Source organism: Acidobacteriota bacterium (assembly GCA_028874215.1).
Lineage (GTDB): Bacteria > Acidobacteriota > UBA6911 > RPQK01 > JAJDTT01 > JAJDTT01.
In genome coordinates this window covers 23,065-39,820 of record JAPPLF010000069.1, presented here as the reverse complement: position 1 = coordinate 39,820, position 16,756 = coordinate 23,065, and the positions used below count along the sequence as shown (strand labels likewise).

The window sequence follows — 16,756 nt, the reverse complement described above, 5'->3', positions numbered from 1 at the left end:
ATCAGACATCGTTGCATTAAGTAGACCGATATGGCAAGTTGTCGCTATGAAATTCGGAGATTTGCTCGCAGTAGCACCTCCCAATGGAGTATTCAGAACAGGCCAGATTCTCGCTGGGCAAACCTCTCCTGCTCATGTCAGGCGGCAACTGGGCCGGTGGGTCAAGAGCGAACGAGTCATCCGTTTGAGGCGCGGAGTGTACCTGCTGGCCGATCTCTACTCCAAAACTCCAGCTCACCCCTTCGCGGCTGCGAACGCGCTCAAGAAAGCCTCCTACGTCAGTCTACAGTCAGCGTTGGCCCACCACGGCATGATTCCCGAGTACGTTCCGGTCACTACCAGCATCACGACGGGCCGACCGGAAGAGCTTTCGACGCCCAAAGGACGATTCCAGTTCCGACATGTCCGCGTCCCACTTTTCTTCGGGTTTACGGAAATGGAAATCGCAAGAGACCAGATGGCGTTGCTTGCGCGCCCGGAAAAGGCGCTGGTCGACCTGCTCTACCTGACTCCGCACAGCGACCGCGTCGAATACCTGCGCGAACTTCGGCTTGAAAAGCCCCGTGGACTCGACCTGGAAGGACTCCATGCCGTCGTTGAGAGGTGTCGGTCCGCCAAAATCGAACGCGCCGTGGCGCGGCTCCTGGAACTTTGGGAGAACCAAGATCCGAGATGAAACCCCTTCTGTTGGAGATCCTTCGGGATCAGCCTGATGATTTCCGGCGGCGCAGCACGGTTCGGGAATACTTGCAGGCGCGAATTCTCCTGGCGCTCCATGACTCCGGGGCCTTCAGCGACTGGGCCTTTGTCGGGGGTACGGCCCTGCGGTTCCTGTTCCAGCTTCCCCGTTATTCCGAGGATCTCGATTTCTCCCTCGCCAATCCGGGAGAAAATGCTCGATTCGAAAAGCACATGCAGTCCGTCGGCAAGGATCTTGCACTGGAGGGATACGACGTGGAGATCCTGCCCCGGCCACGCCCCCCGGTAGCGACCGCCGCGATAAAGATACGCGGGCTCCTGTACGAAATCGGTCTGTCTCCCCACCCCAGCGAGGTGATCATGGTGAAGGTCGAGATCGACACCAACCCTCCCCGCGGTGCGCGCACAACGACGCGCCTGGTGCGTCGCTTCGTCTGGTTGAATCTTCTTCACTACGACCGGAAATCGTTGCTGGCCGGCAAGTTGCGTGCCGTGCTGATGCGCAAGTATACGAAGGGGCGTGACCTGTATGACTTGGGTTGGTACCTTGCCGATCCCACTTGGCCGGCTCCGAACCTGGTTCAATTGAACAACGCCCTCCGGCAGTCGGGTTGGGACGCACCCAACGTCACACCGGCAAACTGGCGCGGGCTGATCAGGAATAAATTGAACACGATTGACTGGGAACAGGTTCTTCGGGACGTTTCGCCATTCCTGGAACGCAGACAGGACATGGCTCTGATTTCCAGGGACGTTCTCCTTCGGCTGCTGGCCGACCCGTAGACGATCTCCACCCTCGGTCCGAGAGTACGTTTCGGCACAAAGTTATAGTCACGCGGTTACGGAATTCTCCCCCGGCTCGTATGGACCGGGCATCGAACCGGTTGTATAGTCGTTTCAACCAACTCCACGAAACAGCCGCCTGAGAGCCGATTGCTCAATTGGATTCCTGGGCTGTAGGTACCGGCTTTCAAGGAAGGAACGAAATGAGAAGCCATGTTTCTCTAACCTGTCTTGGTGTATTCCTGCTTACCCTCCTGAAGCTTCACGGAACATCCGAACCTACGAGCCTGCTGGAGATCGGGAACCGCAAACAGCTCTTCATCGACGACTACATGATCCAGAGCCTCAGCGATGCCCGGCAGGTGCTCAACCCAGCCACCAAGTCGGCCAACAATCCTGTCGTGAGGCCCGATCGCCCCTGGGAGGGCCGTCTCAGTCCCATCGCCAAAGTTCTCTACGACGAGGAGGAGGGCCTGTTCAAGATGTGGTACAGAACCACAGATGAATACAAGGCCCAGCGCGGGCGCGGAGCGCTGACCGATTACCAATGGACGGACAAGGGCGCAGCCCGGAAGCGGGTGGAAGCGGCCTATCGCTACATAGGGGACCCTGGCCAGTACACTTATCGTCTCTGTTACGCGACCTCCCGCGACGGAATCCACTGGGAAAAACCCGGTCTGGGCAAGGTGGAGTTCAACGGCTCCCGTTCCAACAACATCCTGCCCGAGGACTGCCGGGCCCCGACCTTTTTCGACACCAATGAGAAGGATCCGGCGAGGCGCTACAAGGCGATCCGTCAAACCCGCTCCAGCGATCCCCCAGGCATGCAACTCCACCTCTACACCTCCGGCGACGGCTTCGAGTGGACGCCCCACCCGGACAATCCTGTGATGGATACCACACCGGAGCCGGGACGCTGGGGACCCACGCACTACATGGGCTGGGATCCGATCCGGCAAGTGTATGCGGCCCACATCGAGAACTGCCTCCACCGCGCTTGTCCCCTGGGACTGCGCATCGTGGGAAGGGCCGAAAGTCCCGATCTGAGGAACTGGAGTCTGCCCCAGAACATCCTGCTGCCGGACGAACGGGACTATGTCGATACCGAGTTCTACAATTTCCCCGTCGTCGCCTACGAGGGAGTCTACATCGCCCTGCCCTGGATCTTTCGGACCACCAACAATCTCCACTACCCCACCCTGGCCTTCAGTCGCGACGGGGTGCACTACGAGAGAAGATTCCGCGAGCCCCTGGTCCGAAACGGGGACCACGGCAGTTTCGACGAAGTGAGCATCTACTCCTCGGCACCGATCATGCGTGACGGCAAAATCTGGATCTACTACACGGGCGCCAACTGGAGGGGACCCCAGCAGCTCTTTTTCGCCGGAGATTCGGCGATTCGGGCACCCGGTCTGGCCACGCTTCGGGAGGACGGCTTCGTTTCCATCGACGCCGGAAAGCTTCGGCCCGGGATCCTGCTCACCCACCACTTCAGCTTTGAAGGCACCACACTTGAGGTGAACCTGGAAGCTGCCCCTCACAACTATGGCGCGGGGCGTGCGCAAATCAAGGTGGAGATCCTGGATCATCAGGTCCAGCCCTTGTCCGGCTTCTCCTTGGATCAATCCGATCCCCTGACCATGACGGGAACGCACCAAGCCAGTTGGCAGGGTCGAAACGACCTCAGCGAACTGGCGGGCCGCCCCATTCAACTGCGCTTCTGGATTCGGAACGCCAAGCTCTTTTCCTTCCAGTTCAAGTAAGGTGTGCCCCTGCGCTGCTCCGTTTCGACCGGAGCACGGGAATGGGACCGCCCGCCGGTTGACAGGGGTAGGGGCGGGTGTTCCAATTCCACTCCAGTCAGAGAGGAGAGTTGATGCGAGTGGGACAGGGCGACTATCAGTACGAACCCGTGCGCGATTGGGCCAAGCTCCCGTCGGGTTGGACCTTCGGCTGGATTCCCGCCATCGCCGTCGACAGCCGGGACCGGGTCTACGTCCACAGCCGAAGCGAGCACCCCATGGTCGTCTTCGACCGGGACGGAAACTTCCTCACCTCATGGGGAGAGGATCTGCTGCACCACGCTCACGGTCTCCGGATCGATGCCGAAGACAACCTTTACTGCACCGAGTGGAAAGGCCACTGCGTCCACAAACTCACCACCGACGGCGAACTGCAGTGGACCCTGGGCACCCCCGGCGTCCCCCGTCCTCCCGGCGTGCCGTTCAACCTGCCCACGAATCTGGCCATCGCCCCGGACGGCTGCCTGTTCGTCAGCGACGGATACGGCAACGCCAAAGTGCACAAGTTCTCATCCGAAGGCGTGCTCCTGAAGAGTTGGGGCGAGCCGGGCACGGGACCCGGGCAGTTCGACCTGGTCCACGACGTCTGGGTCGATTCCGAATACCTGGTCTACGTCTGCGACCGCTCCAACAACCGGATCCAGATCTTCGACGGCGAGGGAAACTACTTGAGGGAGTGGGCCGATCCTCATGGTCCCGACTTCGTCTGGTTCGATCCGGACGAGACCATTTTCGTTGCCGAACTCCGGCATCGCGTCAGCGTCCTCGACCGGGAGGGCCAAGTGCTTTCCCGCTGGGGTGAAAAGGGGGACGGTCCCGGACAATTCCCAGGCTTCCCCCACGCCATCTGGGGGGACAGCCGGGGCGACATCTACGTCGGCGAGGTGGGCGTCAACGGCGGCCTGACCAAATTCGTCCGGGTGTGAGAGCCGTCTCCTCCCGGACCTTCATGGAGACCATCATGACAAGAACAGCAACCCTGCTCTCGGGAATATTGGTTTGCTTCGCCTCCTGCGCCGCACCCGACTCGGAGCCGGCGATGGAGGAAGAGGCGGCCCCGATGTTGAACACCCTGACCGACGAGGAGCGGGCCGAAGGTTGGACATTGCTCTTCGACGGAAAGAGCCTGGATCAGTGGCGAGGTTTCCGGAGCCAGGAGACTCCGGAAGGATGGGAGATCAACGACGACTCCATCCACTACACGGGAAAGGTCCGGGCCGGGGACATCCTCACCCGCGAACAGTACGGTGATTTCGATTTGCGGCTGGAATGGAAGGTCCTGGAGGCCGGCAACAGCGGGATTTTCTTTCGGGCCAGCGAGGAATACGAAAGCCTCTGGTACACGGGACCGGAGATGCAGGTTCTGGACGATGCCGGCCACCGCGACGGCGCCAGGCGGGAGACCAGCGCCGGCGCCAACTACGCTCTTCACCCCCCCTCGAAGGATGTGGTTCGAAAGGCCGGCGAGTGGAACCAGGTGGGAATCGTCGCCCACGGCAACCACGTGGAGCACTGGATGAACGGCGAGAAGATCGTTGAATACGAGCTGCGTAGCGAGGACTGGAAAAAGCGGGTAGCCGCCAGCAAGTTCAAGGATCTCCCCCACTACGGGCTCATGGACGCGGGTCACATCGTCCTGCAGGACCACAGCGACCCGGTCTGGTTCCGAAACATCAAGATCAAGAAGCTGAACTGATTCGTCCCTTCGAACAGGAACAAGGAAAGAAGCGGCGGTTTCCTAACCGCCGAACCGGGGCGGCGATTTCCAATCGCCGAACTGGAGCGCCTATTACCGAGAAGGGGACATCCCTGTCCCCTCGACAATCGGATCAAGCATTGATGACCAGGAGGACCTCGCCGGCGAAGATGCGCGGGTTGGTCCGGATCATCACCAGAACACCATCCTGAGGGCTCCGGACTTCCTCCAACGGCGTTCCGTCCAGGTCCCGGATCATTCCCAGCAACTCCCCTTCGCGAACCCGCATGCCCACACGGGCGCCGGAGAAGAAGAGTCCGCTGCTTCCGGACTTCATGGAGACATCCACGTCGCCGTCGCCGCAAAGCCGCAGCGGCTCGTAGTCCACTTCCAGACCGGCCGCGGGGAGTTTCGCCATGTCGAGAAACGCCAGCAGATTGGCCAGCCCCCGGGTGTAGCAATCCACGTCGTCGGGATGGGCGCGGCCTCCTCCCCGGGCTTCGGTGTAAAGGGACGGAATCTCCAGCTTCAGGGTCTCGGTCAGAGTGCGGCCGGGAGAGACCTTGGGATGCTCCCAGACCAAAGGGGCTCCGAAGCACTCCGCTGCCGCCCGGGCCGTCTCGGCCTGCCGGCCCAGGGAGGCGTAGCCGACGAGAGTCATCATGGCGTAGTTCCGGCCCGAGCTGTGCAGGTCGATGTAGAGGTCGGCATGACGGAAGACCTTCTCCAGCATCAGGGCCGCCAGACGCTCGCTCATGGACCCCGACGGAGACCCGGGGAAGATGCGGGCCATGTTGAGGCCGTCCACGGGGTTTGCCCGCGTCGCCTGCCAGAACGCCGGAAGCGTCACCACCGACACGGCGACGAAGGCCCCGGACAGGTTGGAGGGATCCAGGGCTTCGTAGATCCGAAAGATGGCCTCCATGCCCTCGTATTCGTCCCCGTGCACTCCGGCCGTCGCCACCAGAGTCTTTCCCTTTCCCGAGGCGCCCTTCACCGCCAGGACGGGGATCGACAGCGAACCGGCATCCAGCCGCGCCGCAATGGCGTCGGTGATCGCGTCCGGGGAAATCGTGTCGCCGCAGGTCGTCCGAACGGCGCCGGCCAGGCCGGTCAGATCCGGTGCTTCCATCCGCAGCTCGTAGATGTCCTTGCTGGCCTGAGGCAAGTTTTCGAAATCGAATTCCTTTTTTCGGCTCATCAGCAACCCCTCCTGTTGACCGCCCTTGGCGAGAACGCTTCCGAAACGTATCCTCACATGATTGCGATTTCAACAGGGACAGAATCGGAATTGTCGGCATCCACGCGGCAACCCGCGGGACAGCGGACCCAATTGCGACCGAGGAGTGAATCATGCGCGTAACCTGGCTTCGAGTCTTGGCGTTGCTGGCCGTATCTGCGGCTGCGACCGGTTCCTTTATTGCCGCGGGGGAGGCCAATTCCATGGAAACCGTTGACATCGGTTCCCGGCTGGAGTTGTTCACCGACGACCATCTGATCGCCGAGATGGAGGGTGTGGAGATCCGGCTTCACTCACCCTGGTCCGGCGGCAAGGTCCTGGAATTCGATCGTCCCTGGGAGGGGAACACCAGTTGGCAGTTGACCGTCTTCAAGGACGGCGACCTCTTCCGCATGTACTACATGGGCCGCACCGACCCGACCTATGCGAGGAAGGCCGGACTGCGGCAGGACGAGAAGCTCACGCCTGCACATCCCAACTTTCTCTGCTATGCCGAAAGCCGGGACGGAATCCACTGGACGCGGCCGAATCTCGGCCTTTACGAGTTTGACGGATCCACCGAAAACAACATCGTCACCGATAGGCCTCAGGGTGCGCCCCTGCTGGACACCCGGCCCGGCGTCGATCCGGCGATGCGTTTCAAGGCGGGGGGCGGAGTCGGCATCAATCCCAGGTTCGGCCAAACCAGGGAACGCTCCGTGGGCCTGGTGCTCTGGGTCTCGCCTGATGGACTCCAATGGAAGAAGTGGCGGGAGGACCCCCTCTTCGTCACCTCGCTTCCCAATGCCTTCGATTCCGTCAACGTGCTGTTCTGGTCCGAATCGGAGCAACAGTACGTCTTCTACTTCCGCTACATGCTGCAGGACGTCCGCACCTTCGCCCGGACCACGTCCAAGGACCTCGTCGATTGGACGGAGCCGGTCCCCTGCACCTTCAACGGCAACACCCGTCCGGTGGACCACCTCTACACGAATGCCGCGACGCCCTATTTCCGGGCTCCCCATATCTCTCTGGGGTTTCCCAAGCGGTTCCAACCGTTGAGGCAGATCCACGACGACGCTCCCCGGCCCGGTATTTCGGAGACCGTCTTCATGACCAGCCGCGACGGGATCGACTGGAACGTCTGGCCGGAGGCATTCATCCGGCCGGGAAGGGAGGAGCGGAACTGGATCCACCGGACCAACAGCACGGCAGTGGGCGTGGTGCCGATCATCAATGACGAGATGTCGATCTACGTGTCCCGCAACTACACCTACCCGTCCACCTACTTGGAACGATTCGTCCTGCGCACCGACGGCTTCACTTCCATCAAGGCGCCATACTCCGGTGGAGAATTCGTGACCAAGCCGTTCCGGTTCGAAGGCAGGGATCTGGTCCTCAACTTCTCGACCTCGGCCGTGGGCAGCATCCGAATCGAGGTCCAGGACCAGGACGGACAACCGATTCCGGGTTTCACGCTGGAGGAATCGCCGGTCATCTTCGGCGATCACATTCAGAGAAGGATCCGGTGGAGCCGGCCGGGGTTTCTGCCCACCGACCCCATGAGATTCGACCGGCTGGCGGAAAGGCCGATCCGGCTTCGCTTCGTCATGAAGGACGCGGATATCTATTCCTTCCGGTTCAAGTGAGAGGAGCAGACCGACCAGATCGCCGGTCTGAAGATTTCGAGCACGCCGGAAGCCCCGTAAGGTGTGTGTTTCGGCGTAGATGTCGACAGTACCATAGCTTCAAAGACGATCAACCTGCTCCCAGGATCCAATTCACCCTACGATGAGAGGTACAGCCTCGCAGATGCGATTCCGCGTACAGGCTTGGGCAGTTCCTTGCAGCGGTCGGAATCCGTATTTCACCGTGCTCTGCCGAAGGCACTACTTCCATCGACATTTAGGATTCCCTCGAACCCTCTAGCCAGTTGCGATGGAAACTCGCTACGATGACCTTTACTCTTGACGTAACGCATATTTTCGGGTAAATTCGGAATGATCATTAGCTACCGCGACAAGCGGACTAGGGACTTCGCCACCGGGAAACGGATAAAGGCTTTCTCCGGTATCGAACGGGCTTCACTCTTGAAGATCGATCGACTTGAAGCGGCAACCGCTCTTCAGGACCTTGCCGCCTTGCCCGGCAATCGTTTCGAAGCACTCAAAGGTGACCGCAAGGGCCAGTACAGCATCCGTATCAATGACAAGTGGCGGATTTGCTTCGAATGGCCGAAGGAATCCTCTGGACCTGAGAATGTAGAGATTGTTGACTACCACTAGGAGAACCGCTATGAGCTTGCCTGCAATCCATCCCGGCAAACATGTCGCCGAAGAACTGAAAGAGCTCAATATGAGTGCCGCTGCGCTCGCGCGTAACCTGAATGTTCCTACGAACCGCATTACTGAGATTCTGAACGAACGGAGGGCAATTACCGCCGATACCGCCTTGCGCCTCGGCCACTTCTTTGGCACCAGTGCGGAGTTTTGGCTCAATCTTCAAAAACTCTATGAACTGCGCCTTGCCGAGAAGAAAGCCCGCAGGGAGATCAAGACCTTGCCAACGCTAAAGCCCCAACATGCTCATGTCTGAAATCTCAATACGGACCTCCTAGAAAGTTGCCGTGAGATCCTCGGATACGCGAGGTGGGGACAGTCACTTTCTTGCCCAGGATCGGGCCGAGCAGAGGGACGGTCAACTTCGGCTCCGCCGAGTGACTCCGCGAACATATGGGTTTCCCTGGTGTAGGTTGGCTTTTCCTGGGAGTGGCTCCATACATTGGTCACTCAGGAGGGAATGGGTTCGCATTGTGGCGAATCTTCCAGAGCAGGAGGAATCATGAAACTGAAAGTCGTGACCCATGAAGTGGAGGAGGGCGGATACTGGGCGGAGGTGCCGTCCATCCCAGGGTGTGCGACCCAGGGAGACTCATTTGAAGATCTGTTAGGCAACCTCTACGAAGCCGTCGAGGGGTGCTTATCTGTCGAGGCCCGGGATATTACTGTCTCCGAGAAGGACAAAATCATCAAGATTGCCGTGTGAGAACCGTCAGCGGGAAGCAATTCTGCCGGCGGCTCGAGTCGCGAGGTTGACGTTTGAAGCGAGTCAGAGGCAGCCACCACATCTATGTGAAGGCAGGGATTCCTACCCGTATCTCGGTCGCTGTGCACAGCGGCGCTCTGAAACGTGGTCTGCAGAAGCACCTGATGAAGATCGCTCAAATCAAGGAATCTGAACCATAGGGACTGTAAGAGACCTTACCTGGCCTCAATCCCTCCTTCTCTCAGGGGGGCACCAGCCTACCCAGGCCTTGGCCGGAGGAGAACCGAGAAGAACAGTCAGTCTCTTTCTTCCGCCCGAATGATCGTCGCGGAATGACGTCATGCACCGGGACCGGTTCTTCGAAGGGGCTGGTCGTCCGTCAGGATGTGAAGATATTCGTGGTAGGAGTAGGCGCGTCCACGCCGCCTTCCCGTGATCTCGCGCAGCACGCCAAGGCCCTCCAGCAACGCCACGGCCTTGCGGGTCGGCGGCGCCGTGAGGCCGAGGAGATCTGACGCCGCGGCGACGGTCACGACCGGACGGGACGGCAGGCGCTCGATCAGCCGGATGGCGGTCACAGTCGCACGCTCATGGACCAGAACGCGGTCACGGTCGCGCCCGACAAGCGCATGCAGCTCCCGGGCGACCCGAACGCCGTCATCGGCGGCCTCGCGCACGCAGTCGAGGAAGAACCGGATCCAACCCTCCCAGTCGCCATCGCTGCGCACGGCCGCGAGCCGGGTGTAATACTCCGGCTGGTTCCGCTTGAATGCCAGGCTGAGGTAGAGAAGAGGCAGATCGAGCAGCCCCCAGTGCTCCATCAGGAGCGCAATCAACAACCGGCCGATGCGTCCGTTGCCGTCGAGGAACGGATGAATCGTCTCGAACTGTACGTGCGCAAGACCCGCCCGGACCAGCGGCGGGAGATCGCTGTCCTGGTGCAGCCACCGTTCCAGCGCGCCGAGCGCGCCCGGCACCTCCTCTGGTGGAGGGGGCACGAAGCGGGCGTTGCCCGGCCGGCTGCCACCGATCCAGTTCTGCGAGCGGCGGATTTCACCGGGCTGCATGTTCTCGCCTCGTACACCCGCCATCAGGATGTGGTGCGCCTCGCACAGGAGGCGGATGCTGAGCGGAAGCCCCTTGGGATCTGCGATTCGCGCGCGGGCGTGGGCGAGCGCGTCCACATAGTTGCAGACCTCGCGTACGTCGTCCGGACGGTCGCTACGGTGCGTGGCTTCGAAGGTGATCACGTCGCGGAGCGTTGCCTGCGTCCCTTCGATCTGCGAGGTGACGACCGCCTCCTTGCGGACGAATCCGTAGAGGAACCAGTCGATGCTCAGCACCATCGATCCCGCTACGGCAAGGCGGGCCAACGCGGCCATGGCGGCGACCTCGAGCTCGGCCGCCGCGCCGGCCAGGGCCAAAGGTGGATCGTCCGGAGGAAGCGGGTAGGGTACGAATGCGCGCACCTCTTCTCCGAGGGTGCTGGTGATGCGGTATTGACCAGTCTGGCGAGCCACGGTTGCGAACCGCCCCTTTCCTGCGCTGCAATCTAAGGAATCAACCGTTTCTTTGTCAATCTGATCATGAAACGATCGGTTCCTTGTCTGCCCCAGCCCGGGCGAGAACAATTATGGGACAGTCACTTCCTTGCCCCGACGCGGCCTGTGCTCGAACGAGGGCCTGCCAGAACTGATCGGTGGGATCCGGGTCAAGCGTCATGCGGTCATGCCGGCATCCCTGGCTTCATCGCACAGGCGATAGAGGACCCAGGTCGCCACGGAACGCAGCGGCCGCCAGACCTCGGCGCGTTCCAGAACGACGGCCGGAACGGGGCGCTCGTCCAGCCCGTCAAGCAGACGCGCACCCTCGCGGACACCCAGGTCCCCCACGGGCATCACGTCGAGGCGGCCAAGACGGAACATCAGGAACATTTGCGCCGTCCACTCGCCGATTCCCCACACGGACGACAACATCTCCACGATTTCGTCGTCCGTCATCCGGGACACGCTGCGCAGACGGACGGAGCCATCCGTACACCGGGCTGCCAAGTCCTTGACGGCCCGGGTTTTCGGGGCCGAGAATCCCGCGCTGCGAAACGCTTCGTCGGACAGCTCGAGACACTCTTCGACGGTGGGGAAACGTGGTCCCGGGGTCAGAGCGCACACCCGCGAGTAGATTGTGTTCGCGGCCGCAGCGGCGAGTTGCTGAAAGGCGATCGACCTGGCGATCGCCTGAAAGTGCGAACCACGGGCGAGCACCCCCATCGGGAAGCCCGGAAAGGGTGGCAACCGTCGCATGGCCGCCCCCAGCACGGGGTCGCGCCGACCGAGTAGGCGGAGTTCTTCGCGGGTAGGTTTCATGTGTGTGTGAAGGGGACTGTCACTTACTCTCACGATCGCCGTCATGCTCACCTTCGAACAATGTCCCGGTCTCGTCAGCGCCTATAAGGTCGAAGTCGGGCGGCACCGAGATTCTACCGGCCAAAAACCCTATTCGGGACACTGTTCCGTGATCCGGCGTCTCTACCGCGACGACTTTGACCAGCGGCTTGCCGTCACGGGCGATGATAAACGGCTCGCCATTGGCGGCAGCCTGTACGAGACGGGAAAGGTGCATCTTCGCTTCGTGCATACTGACAGTCCGCATGCAATCCTCCTGAGACTTGGTCCAATTAACTTGGTTCATTCAAGATCATGCTGCAAGGGGCGCTTGGACGGGGTCAAAATTATTTTCTGCTGGGCCGGCTCGACGCCTCTTCCGTGAGCAGCAGGTGCTCACCCCGCCTTCACATCGAGATGCGCTCCACGACTCTGCGAGTTGGCGGGGCGTCGGGAACCGAATGCTGCGTCTGCGAACGAAAGGGAGTCAGGGGAGAAGGCGACTTCGTAGAGGGGTGCCGGGGGACGGAATCGAACCGCCGACACGGGGATTTTCAGTCCCCTGCTCTACCGACTGAGCTACCCCGGCTCTCGAAAAGGGTTGTATTCTACCAGAAGCCGGTCCCCCTGCAAGATGGACCCTGGTCACGCGTTACCCCGAAAAATGAGGCCGATCGGAGAGAGCGATCCGCTGTTGGTCTTTGCGGCGGCCTTGCATCCGGCGGTTCCCCGTCGGCCAGAAATAGGGAGACAAGAATGTTTCTCCTTCTTCCGTGAAAAGGGAGGCGATTCCAATCGCCCGTGCGCCGCATTTCCCGAAGTTCCAAGAATCGGCGGTTTGGAAACCGCCGCTCCTGCGGGAGGTGACTTCCAATCGCCCAATCTTGGTCGTCAAGCTGTCACACTGGAGTTCGGCGGTTAGGAAATCGCTCCCATCCGGTGGGAGACCTCCCAGGTTTTTCGACGAAGTGAGCAGGGCCCCGGAGGGGGGAGGTTCCGGGGCCCTCGAGCCCGGGACTTCAGCTGACCCGGACCGCGATCTGCTTGGGCTTCGCCGGCTTGAGCTTGGCGATGGAGATGCTGAGAACTCCGTTCTTCAGCTCGGCCGAGACCTTCTCCCGATCCAGTCCGTGGCGGGGAAGCCGGAAGGAACGCTGGAACCGGCCGTGCCACCTTTGGGCCTGGCGGTAGGTGCGATCCTCCTTCTCCTGGGCCTTGCGCTCGCCCTTGACCTGCAGATAGTCGCTGTTGACGTTGACCTCGATCTCGCTCTTGTCGAATCCGGGCAGCTCCATGGTGAAAACCAGGCTTTCTCCGGTCTCGTACACGTCCGAGATGGGCCGGCGCACGGGGTGGACTTCGTCACTTCCGGCAGGAGCCAGGAAACGGGTGTCCCGAAGGAAATTGTCCATCAACCGGTGCAATCCGTCGAACCCTGCGAATGGCGTTACTCTTGTGAGATGCATTGTTGACCTCCTATTCATATCAACGCTGTCGTTTGTTCCTTCTTGGCCAGCCACTGTTCTAGTAAGATCGGATCCGGGGGCTGTCAAGGTCGATGGCTGGCCGCGGCGTAAACGCCTCCGAGTCTAGGGAACAAATCGGGCGGAGCGGGAGAAGCCACGACAGTGAGGCGGGTCTACCTGGACAACAACGCCACGACGCGAATGGACCCCCGGGTCCTGGAGGCCATGTCGCCCCACTTTCTCCAGGACTTCGGCAACGCCTCGTCGATTCACGAATTCGGCCAGCAGGCGCGCGAAGCCGTGGAGACGGCTCGGCAGGCGGTGGCCGACCTCATCGGCTGCCTGCCCAAGGAGATCGTCTTCACCAGCGGTGGGACCGAGTCGGACAACACCGCCCTCCGGGGAATCGCCGCCGGCCACTCCGCAAAGGGGCGCCATCTCGTCACCACCACCATCGAGCATCCCGCGGTCCTGAGGACCATGGAGCAGTTGGAGGAGGAAGGATTCCGGGTGACCTATCTGCCGGTGGACCGCCAGGGGTTGATCCGGCTCGAGGACCTGCACGCCGCGGTTCGTGAGGACACGATCCTCATCTCCATCATGCATGCCAACAACGAGACCGGAGCGATTCAGGACCTGCGCGCGGTGGGGCGGTTGGCCAGGGAAAAGGGAATCCTCTTTCATTCCGACGCGGTCCAGTCGGCGGGCAAGATTCCCGTGGACGTGAACGACCTTGGCGTGGACCTGCTTTCACTTTCGGCCCACAAGATCCACGGTCCCAAGGGAGCCGGGGCCCTCTACATCCGCCACGGGGTGGAGATGATGTCTCTGCTCCTGGGCGGTTCCCATGAACGGGGACGGCGGGGAGGCACCGAGAACGTGCCGGGCATCGTCGGATTGGGCAAGGCGGCCGCCCTGGCGAAGGACGGCCTCGCGGATTTCGACCACCGGGTTCGATCTCTGCGGGACCGGCTGGAGACGGGACTCCTGGAGCGCATACCCCAGGCCAGGATCAATGGATCGACGCTGCGAAGGATGCCCCACACCACCAACCTGAGTTTTCGAGGCGTCGAGGGAGAGGCCCTGCTCATTTCACTGGACCTCCAGGGAATCGCCGTCTCTACCGGCGCGGCCTGCTCCTCGGGATCGTTGGAGCCTTCCCACGTGCTGAAGGCCATGGGGTTCCAGAACCGGCGGGTGGAGAGCGCGCTTCGGCTCAGCCTCAGCCGGTTGACGACCGAGAAAGAGATCACGACGGCTCTGGACGTGCTCCCCAGCACCGTGCAGAGGATGAGGGAACTCTCCCCACTCTACCGGGAAAGTCGAAACCGTGTACAGCGAGAAGGCCAGAGAGCTCATTCGTGAACTCCCCAACCGGGGAAGTCTCGCCGGCGCCACCCATACGGCCCGAGCCGAAAACCCGGTCTGCGGCGACATCACCCATCTCTACCTGAAGCTGAACCAGGACGTCGTGGTGGACAGCCGCTTCGAGACCTATGGATGCCCGGCCGCAATCGCCGCCTCGGCGGCGGTCACCCAAATGTGCCGGAATCTCCGGAGTGGGGAGTGCCGGGAAATCACGGCCGAATCGATCCTGAACTACTTGGGAGGGTTGCCTTCCCACAAGCTGCACGCCGCGGACCTGGCTGCGGACGCCCTTCGCAAAGCATTGCAGTCTAGCGAACCCTGATCTGGACCCGGCCTCCCACCTTCAGCCCCAGAACCCGGGCTGCCGACCCCTCCGAGATCGCGATCTCGTAGTACCCGCTGCTCCCCTTCAGGTAGACGAGCTCTCCCTCCGGCGCCTCGGCGTAGGTGCGGCAACGCCGGCTGATTCTTCGGCCTCCAGCCCAAAACTCCACCAACACCGGCTCGTAGCCCAGGAGGTCCCGAAGCTCGCGATCGTGGACGCTGGTGATGACGTTCCCGAACCGGTCGACCTGCAGGACCACTCCGCCGATTCGGCCGGGCTCCTCCCGTTGCAGCAGGGTGAGCGGCAGTTCTTGCCAATCCATGATCTCCGGTCCCAGTTGCTCCGGCTCCGTACCGCAGGCCAGCCAGGCCGCGGCGGGGCCGAAGACGTCCCGGCCGTGGAAGGTGGCCGACACCGTCTCCCGGCAATGCCGTTCCGACTCGATGGAGACGACCTGTTTCACCTTCTCCCGCCGGTAGACCAGCGTGAAGAGGCCGTTGTCCGGACCCACGAAGCGGTACCGGTCGGTGGCGACCACGATGCCTCGCCGCTCGGACCCTACGCCCGGGTCCACCACTGCCAGGTGAATGGTCCCGGCCGGAAAGTAGGAATAACTGCAAGCCAGATTGAACGCGGCCTCGAGAATGTTGTGAGAGGAGATCTCGTGGCTGATGTCCACGATTCGGGCTCGGGGGCAGATCTTCAGGATGGCGCCCTTGACCGCGCCGACGTACGGACCACTGCTCCCGAAATCGCTGCTGAAGGTGATGATGGGTGGAAACGCCATCCGACCACCTGCGTCAGGTCCGATTCTGCACGAGCCGGTTGATTCCCGTTTCGAACCGCCGGAGCCCTTTCTTGAGCGATTCGGGCCGACAGGCGAACGAAAGCCTCAGGTAACCTTCTCCCTCGGACCCGAAGGCGGCGCCGGGAATCGTGGCCACCCTGTCCCGGAGCAGCTCCAGACTCGCCGAGAGGCTGTCGAGACCCGTTTCCTCAACCGAGACCATGACGTAGAAGGCCCCGTCGGGCGGAACGAAAGCCTGTTCCATCCGCCGGTCGAGCCAACGGCAGGTGAATCGGCAATTTCGCGCCATTCGTTGGCGCATCCGCTCGATCTCGTCCCTGCCCTCCAGCGTGAACAACGCCAGAGCCGCTCTCTGGGTCAACGTGGACGCACAGATGGAGGTGTTCTGGTGGAGCACGGTCACCTTGTCGATGATGGCCTGGGGTCCGCATGCCCAGCCCAGGCGCCATCCGGTCATGGCGGCTGCCTTGGAGAACCCGCAGATGACGACGGCGGCATCCGTCGCATCCAGAACCGACGGCGGCGGCGATCCGTGGTAGGTCTCCCGGTAGATCTCGTCGCTGACGAGCACCAGATCGTTCTCTTCGGCCAGACGCGCCGCACCCTGGAGTTGTTCCAATGTGAGGCTCCGGCCCGTGGGATTGGAAGGCGTGTTGAGTATCAATGCCCGGGTTCGAGGTGAGACCAGGGCCTCAAGCTCTTCCAGATCCAAACGGAATCCGTCGCGGGACCGCAAGGGGTAAGGGACCGGCGTGGCTCCGGCCAAACGGACCGCCGTGGGGTAGGTGACGTATCCCGGATTGGGAACCAGCACCTCGTCCCCCGGCCCCGCCAGGGCGAACACCACGTCAAACAGGGCCTCCTGGCTCCCGTTGGTCACGCAGACCGTATGACCGTCGCGGCCACCGTGGTACTCGTGGACCCGCCGGCAAAGCTCGGGGACCCCGGCGTTGGGAGAGTAGCCGATCCGTCCACCTTCCAACACCCGGCGCGCCTGCTGCCGGACCCGTGGAGGATCCGGAAACTCCGGCTCCCCCAGTCCCAGGTTCACGCAGCCCGCGGCCCGGGACATGATCTGGCGGATCATCGAGATCTCAATGCCGTCCAGGCGTTGGGCGAATCTGGGACTCATAAGGAAGCGGCGCGAAGGCGGCGGACCGCGTC

The 16,756-nt window shown here is 61.8% G+C and carries 19 protein-coding genes and 1 tRNA gene; 12 read left to right on the top strand and 8 right to left on the bottom strand.

The features are described 5' to 3' along the window. Positions 1 to 184: 184 nt before the first annotated feature. From OXT71_14140 to OXT71_14120, 5 genes are all read left to right on the top strand, one after another. A complete protein-coding gene (locus tag OXT71_14140) occupies positions 185 to 676 on the top strand; it encodes a hypothetical protein (GenBank protein ID MDE2927532.1) in 492 nt (163 codons plus the stop codon). Further along, the gene (locus OXT71_14135) at positions 673 to 1,482 is read left to right on the top strand and encodes a nucleotidyl transferase AbiEii/AbiGii toxin family protein (protein ID MDE2927531.1); all 810 of its coding nucleotides are present in this window, start codon (positions 673 to 675) and stop codon (positions 1,480 to 1,482) included. The genes OXT71_14140 and OXT71_14135 overlap by 4 nt, the downstream gene beginning before the upstream one ends. Positions 1,483 to 1,685: 203 nt before the next feature. Further along, entirely contained in the window at positions 1,686 to 3,245 is a 1,560-nt protein-coding gene (locus OXT71_14130; protein ID MDE2927530.1) for a hypothetical protein, read from the top strand. Positions 3,246 to 3,358: 113 nt separating this feature from the next. Continuing rightward, on the top strand, positions 3,359 to 4,210 hold the full coding sequence (locus tag OXT71_14125; GenBank protein ID MDE2927529.1) for a peptidyl-alpha-hydroxyglycine alpha-amidating lyase family protein: 852 nt from the start codon (positions 3,359 to 3,361) through the stop codon (positions 4,208 to 4,210). A 35-nt stretch (positions 4,211 to 4,245) separates the two neighbouring features. Further along, positions 4,246 to 4,980 carry a DUF1080 domain-containing protein gene (locus OXT71_14120; protein ID MDE2927528.1) on the top strand — a complete coding sequence of 245 codons (735 nt, stop codon included), beginning with the start codon at positions 4,246 to 4,248 and terminating at the stop codon, positions 4,978 to 4,980. A 133-nt stretch (positions 4,981 to 5,113) separates the two neighbouring features. Here the strand turns inward: OXT71_14120 and OXT71_14115 are convergent, their stop codons facing one another. Continuing rightward, a complete protein-coding gene (locus OXT71_14115; protein ID MDE2927527.1) occupies positions 5,114 to 6,181 on the bottom strand; it encodes a M14 family metallopeptidase in 1,068 nt (355 codons plus the stop codon). A gap of 152 nt (positions 6,182 to 6,333) precedes the next feature. Here OXT71_14115 and OXT71_14110 point away from each other — a divergent pair, with 152 nt between their 5' ends. The 5 genes from OXT71_14110 (at position 6,334) to OXT71_14090 (ending at position 9,444) form a co-directional block, all read left to right on the top strand. Then, a complete protein-coding gene (locus OXT71_14110) occupies positions 6,334 to 7,848 on the top strand; it encodes a hypothetical protein (GenBank protein MDE2927526.1) in 1,515 nt (504 codons plus the stop codon). 351 nt (positions 7,849 to 8,199) lie between these two features. Continuing rightward, a complete protein-coding gene (locus OXT71_14105; protein ID MDE2927525.1) occupies positions 8,200 to 8,484 on the top strand; it encodes a type II toxin-antitoxin system RelE/ParE family toxin in 285 nt (94 codons plus the stop codon). A 10-nt stretch (positions 8,485 to 8,494) separates the two neighbouring features. Then, positions 8,495 to 8,794 (top strand): HigA family addiction module antitoxin, encoded by a 300-nt coding sequence (locus tag OXT71_14100; protein MDE2927524.1) that lies wholly within the window; start codon positions 8,495 to 8,497, stop codon positions 8,792 to 8,794. Between the two features lie 246 nt (positions 8,795 to 9,040). Then, positions 9,041 to 9,244, top strand: coding sequence for a type II toxin-antitoxin system HicB family antitoxin (locus OXT71_14095; protein MDE2927523.1), 204 nt, complete (start codon positions 9,041 to 9,043; stop codon positions 9,242 to 9,244). Between the two features lie 53 nt (positions 9,245 to 9,297). Beyond that, positions 9,298 to 9,444 (top strand): type II toxin-antitoxin system HicA family toxin, encoded by a 147-nt coding sequence (locus OXT71_14090; GenBank protein MDE2927522.1) that lies wholly within the window; start codon positions 9,298 to 9,300, stop codon positions 9,442 to 9,444. A gap of 138 nt (positions 9,445 to 9,582) precedes the next feature. Here the strand turns inward: OXT71_14090 and OXT71_14085 are convergent, their stop codons facing one another. From OXT71_14085 to OXT71_14065, 5 genes are all read right to left on the bottom strand, one after another. Further along, positions 9,583 to 10,668 carry a Fic family protein gene (locus OXT71_14085; GenBank protein ID MDE2927521.1) on the bottom strand — a complete coding sequence of 362 codons (1,086 nt, stop codon included), beginning with the start codon at positions 10,666 to 10,668 and terminating at the stop codon, positions 9,583 to 9,585. 294 nt (positions 10,669 to 10,962) lie between these two features. Next, positions 10,963 to 11,544 (bottom strand): DNA-3-methyladenine glycosylase 2 family protein, encoded by a 582-nt coding sequence (locus tag OXT71_14080; GenBank protein MDE2927520.1) that lies wholly within the window; start codon positions 11,542 to 11,544, stop codon positions 10,963 to 10,965. Between the two features lie 82 nt (positions 11,545 to 11,626). Further along, the gene (locus OXT71_14075; protein ID MDE2927519.1) at positions 11,627 to 11,893 is read right to left on the bottom strand and encodes a type II toxin-antitoxin system prevent-host-death family antitoxin; all 267 of its coding nucleotides are present in this window, start codon (positions 11,891 to 11,893) and stop codon (positions 11,627 to 11,629) included. Positions 11,894 to 12,141: 248 nt separating this feature from the next. Further along, a tRNA-Phe gene (locus tag OXT71_14070) sits at positions 12,142 to 12,214 on the bottom strand. A 430-nt stretch (positions 12,215 to 12,644) separates the two neighbouring features. Then, complete coding sequence (locus tag OXT71_14065; protein ID MDE2927518.1) at positions 12,645 to 13,091, bottom strand: Hsp20/alpha crystallin family protein; 447 nt, start codon at positions 13,089 to 13,091, stop codon at positions 12,645 to 12,647. A gap of 162 nt (positions 13,092 to 13,253) precedes the next feature. Here OXT71_14065 and nifS point away from each other — a divergent pair, with 162 nt between their 5' ends. Both nifS and OXT71_14055 read left to right on the top strand, forming a co-directional pair. Beyond that, on the top strand, positions 13,254 to 14,456 hold the full coding sequence (gene nifS, locus OXT71_14060; protein MDE2927517.1) for a cysteine desulfurase NifS: 1,203 nt from the start codon (positions 13,254 to 13,256) through the stop codon (positions 14,454 to 14,456). Next, on the top strand, positions 14,422 to 14,781 hold the full coding sequence (locus tag OXT71_14055) for an iron-sulfur cluster assembly scaffold protein (GenBank protein MDE2927516.1): 360 nt from the start codon (positions 14,422 to 14,424) through the stop codon (positions 14,779 to 14,781). Before nifS ends, OXT71_14055 begins: the two co-directional genes overlap by 35 nt. Here the strand turns inward: OXT71_14055 and OXT71_14050 are convergent. After that, positions 14,768 to 15,571, bottom strand: coding sequence for an SAM-dependent chlorinase/fluorinase (locus OXT71_14050; GenBank protein ID MDE2927515.1), 804 nt, complete (start codon positions 15,569 to 15,571; stop codon positions 14,768 to 14,770). The genes OXT71_14055 and OXT71_14050 overlap by 14 nt on opposite strands. A 13-nt stretch (positions 15,572 to 15,584) precedes the next feature. Continuing rightward, positions 15,585 to 16,724 carry a pyridoxal phosphate-dependent aminotransferase gene (locus OXT71_14045; GenBank protein MDE2927514.1) on the bottom strand — a complete coding sequence of 380 codons (1,140 nt, stop codon included), beginning with the start codon at positions 16,722 to 16,724 and terminating at the stop codon, positions 15,585 to 15,587. Positions 16,725 to 16,756: the final 32 nt, after the last annotated feature.

Coding starts and splice junctions, on each gene's coding strand:
- OXT71_14135 (MDE2927531.1), top strand. CDS start 673: ATGAAACCCCTTCTGTTGGAGATCCTTCGGGATCAGCCTGATGATTTC.
- OXT71_14130 (MDE2927530.1), top strand. CDS start 1,686: ATGAGAAGCCATGTTTCTCTAACCTGTCTTGGTGTATTCCTGCTTACC.
- OXT71_14125 (MDE2927529.1), top strand. CDS start 3,359: ATGCGAGTGGGACAGGGCGACTATCAGTACGAACCCGTGCGCGATTGG.
- OXT71_14120 (MDE2927528.1), top strand. CDS start 4,246: ATGACAAGAACAGCAACCCTGCTCTCGGGAATATTGGTTTGCTTCGCC.
- OXT71_14115 (MDE2927527.1), bottom strand. CDS start 6,181: ATGAGCCGAAAAAAGGAATTCGATTTCGAAAACTTGCCTCAGGCCAGC.
- OXT71_14110 (MDE2927526.1), top strand. CDS start 6,334: ATGCGCGTAACCTGGCTTCGAGTCTTGGCGTTGCTGGCCGTATCTGCG.
- OXT71_14105 (MDE2927525.1), top strand. CDS start 8,200: ATGATCATTAGCTACCGCGACAAGCGGACTAGGGACTTCGCCACCGGG.
- OXT71_14100 (MDE2927524.1), top strand. CDS start 8,495: ATGAGCTTGCCTGCAATCCATCCCGGCAAACATGTCGCCGAAGAACTG.
- OXT71_14095 (MDE2927523.1), top strand. CDS start 9,041: ATGAAACTGAAAGTCGTGACCCATGAAGTGGAGGAGGGCGGATACTGG.
- OXT71_14080 (MDE2927520.1), bottom strand. CDS start 11,544: ATGCGACGGTTGCCACCCTTTCCGGGCTTCCCGATGGGGGTGCTCGCC.
- OXT71_14075 (MDE2927519.1), bottom strand. CDS start 11,893: ATGCGGACTGTCAGTATGCACGAAGCGAAGATGCACCTTTCCCGTCTC.
- OXT71_14065 (MDE2927518.1), bottom strand. CDS start 13,091: ATGCATCTCACAAGAGTAACGCCATTCGCAGGGTTCGACGGATTGCAC.
- OXT71_14050 (MDE2927515.1), bottom strand. CDS start 15,571: ATGGCGTTTCCACCCATCATCACCTTCAGCAGCGATTTCGGGAGCAGT.
- OXT71_14045 (MDE2927514.1), bottom strand. CDS start 16,724: ATGAGTCCCAGATTCGCCCAACGCCTGGACGGCATTGAGATCTCGATG.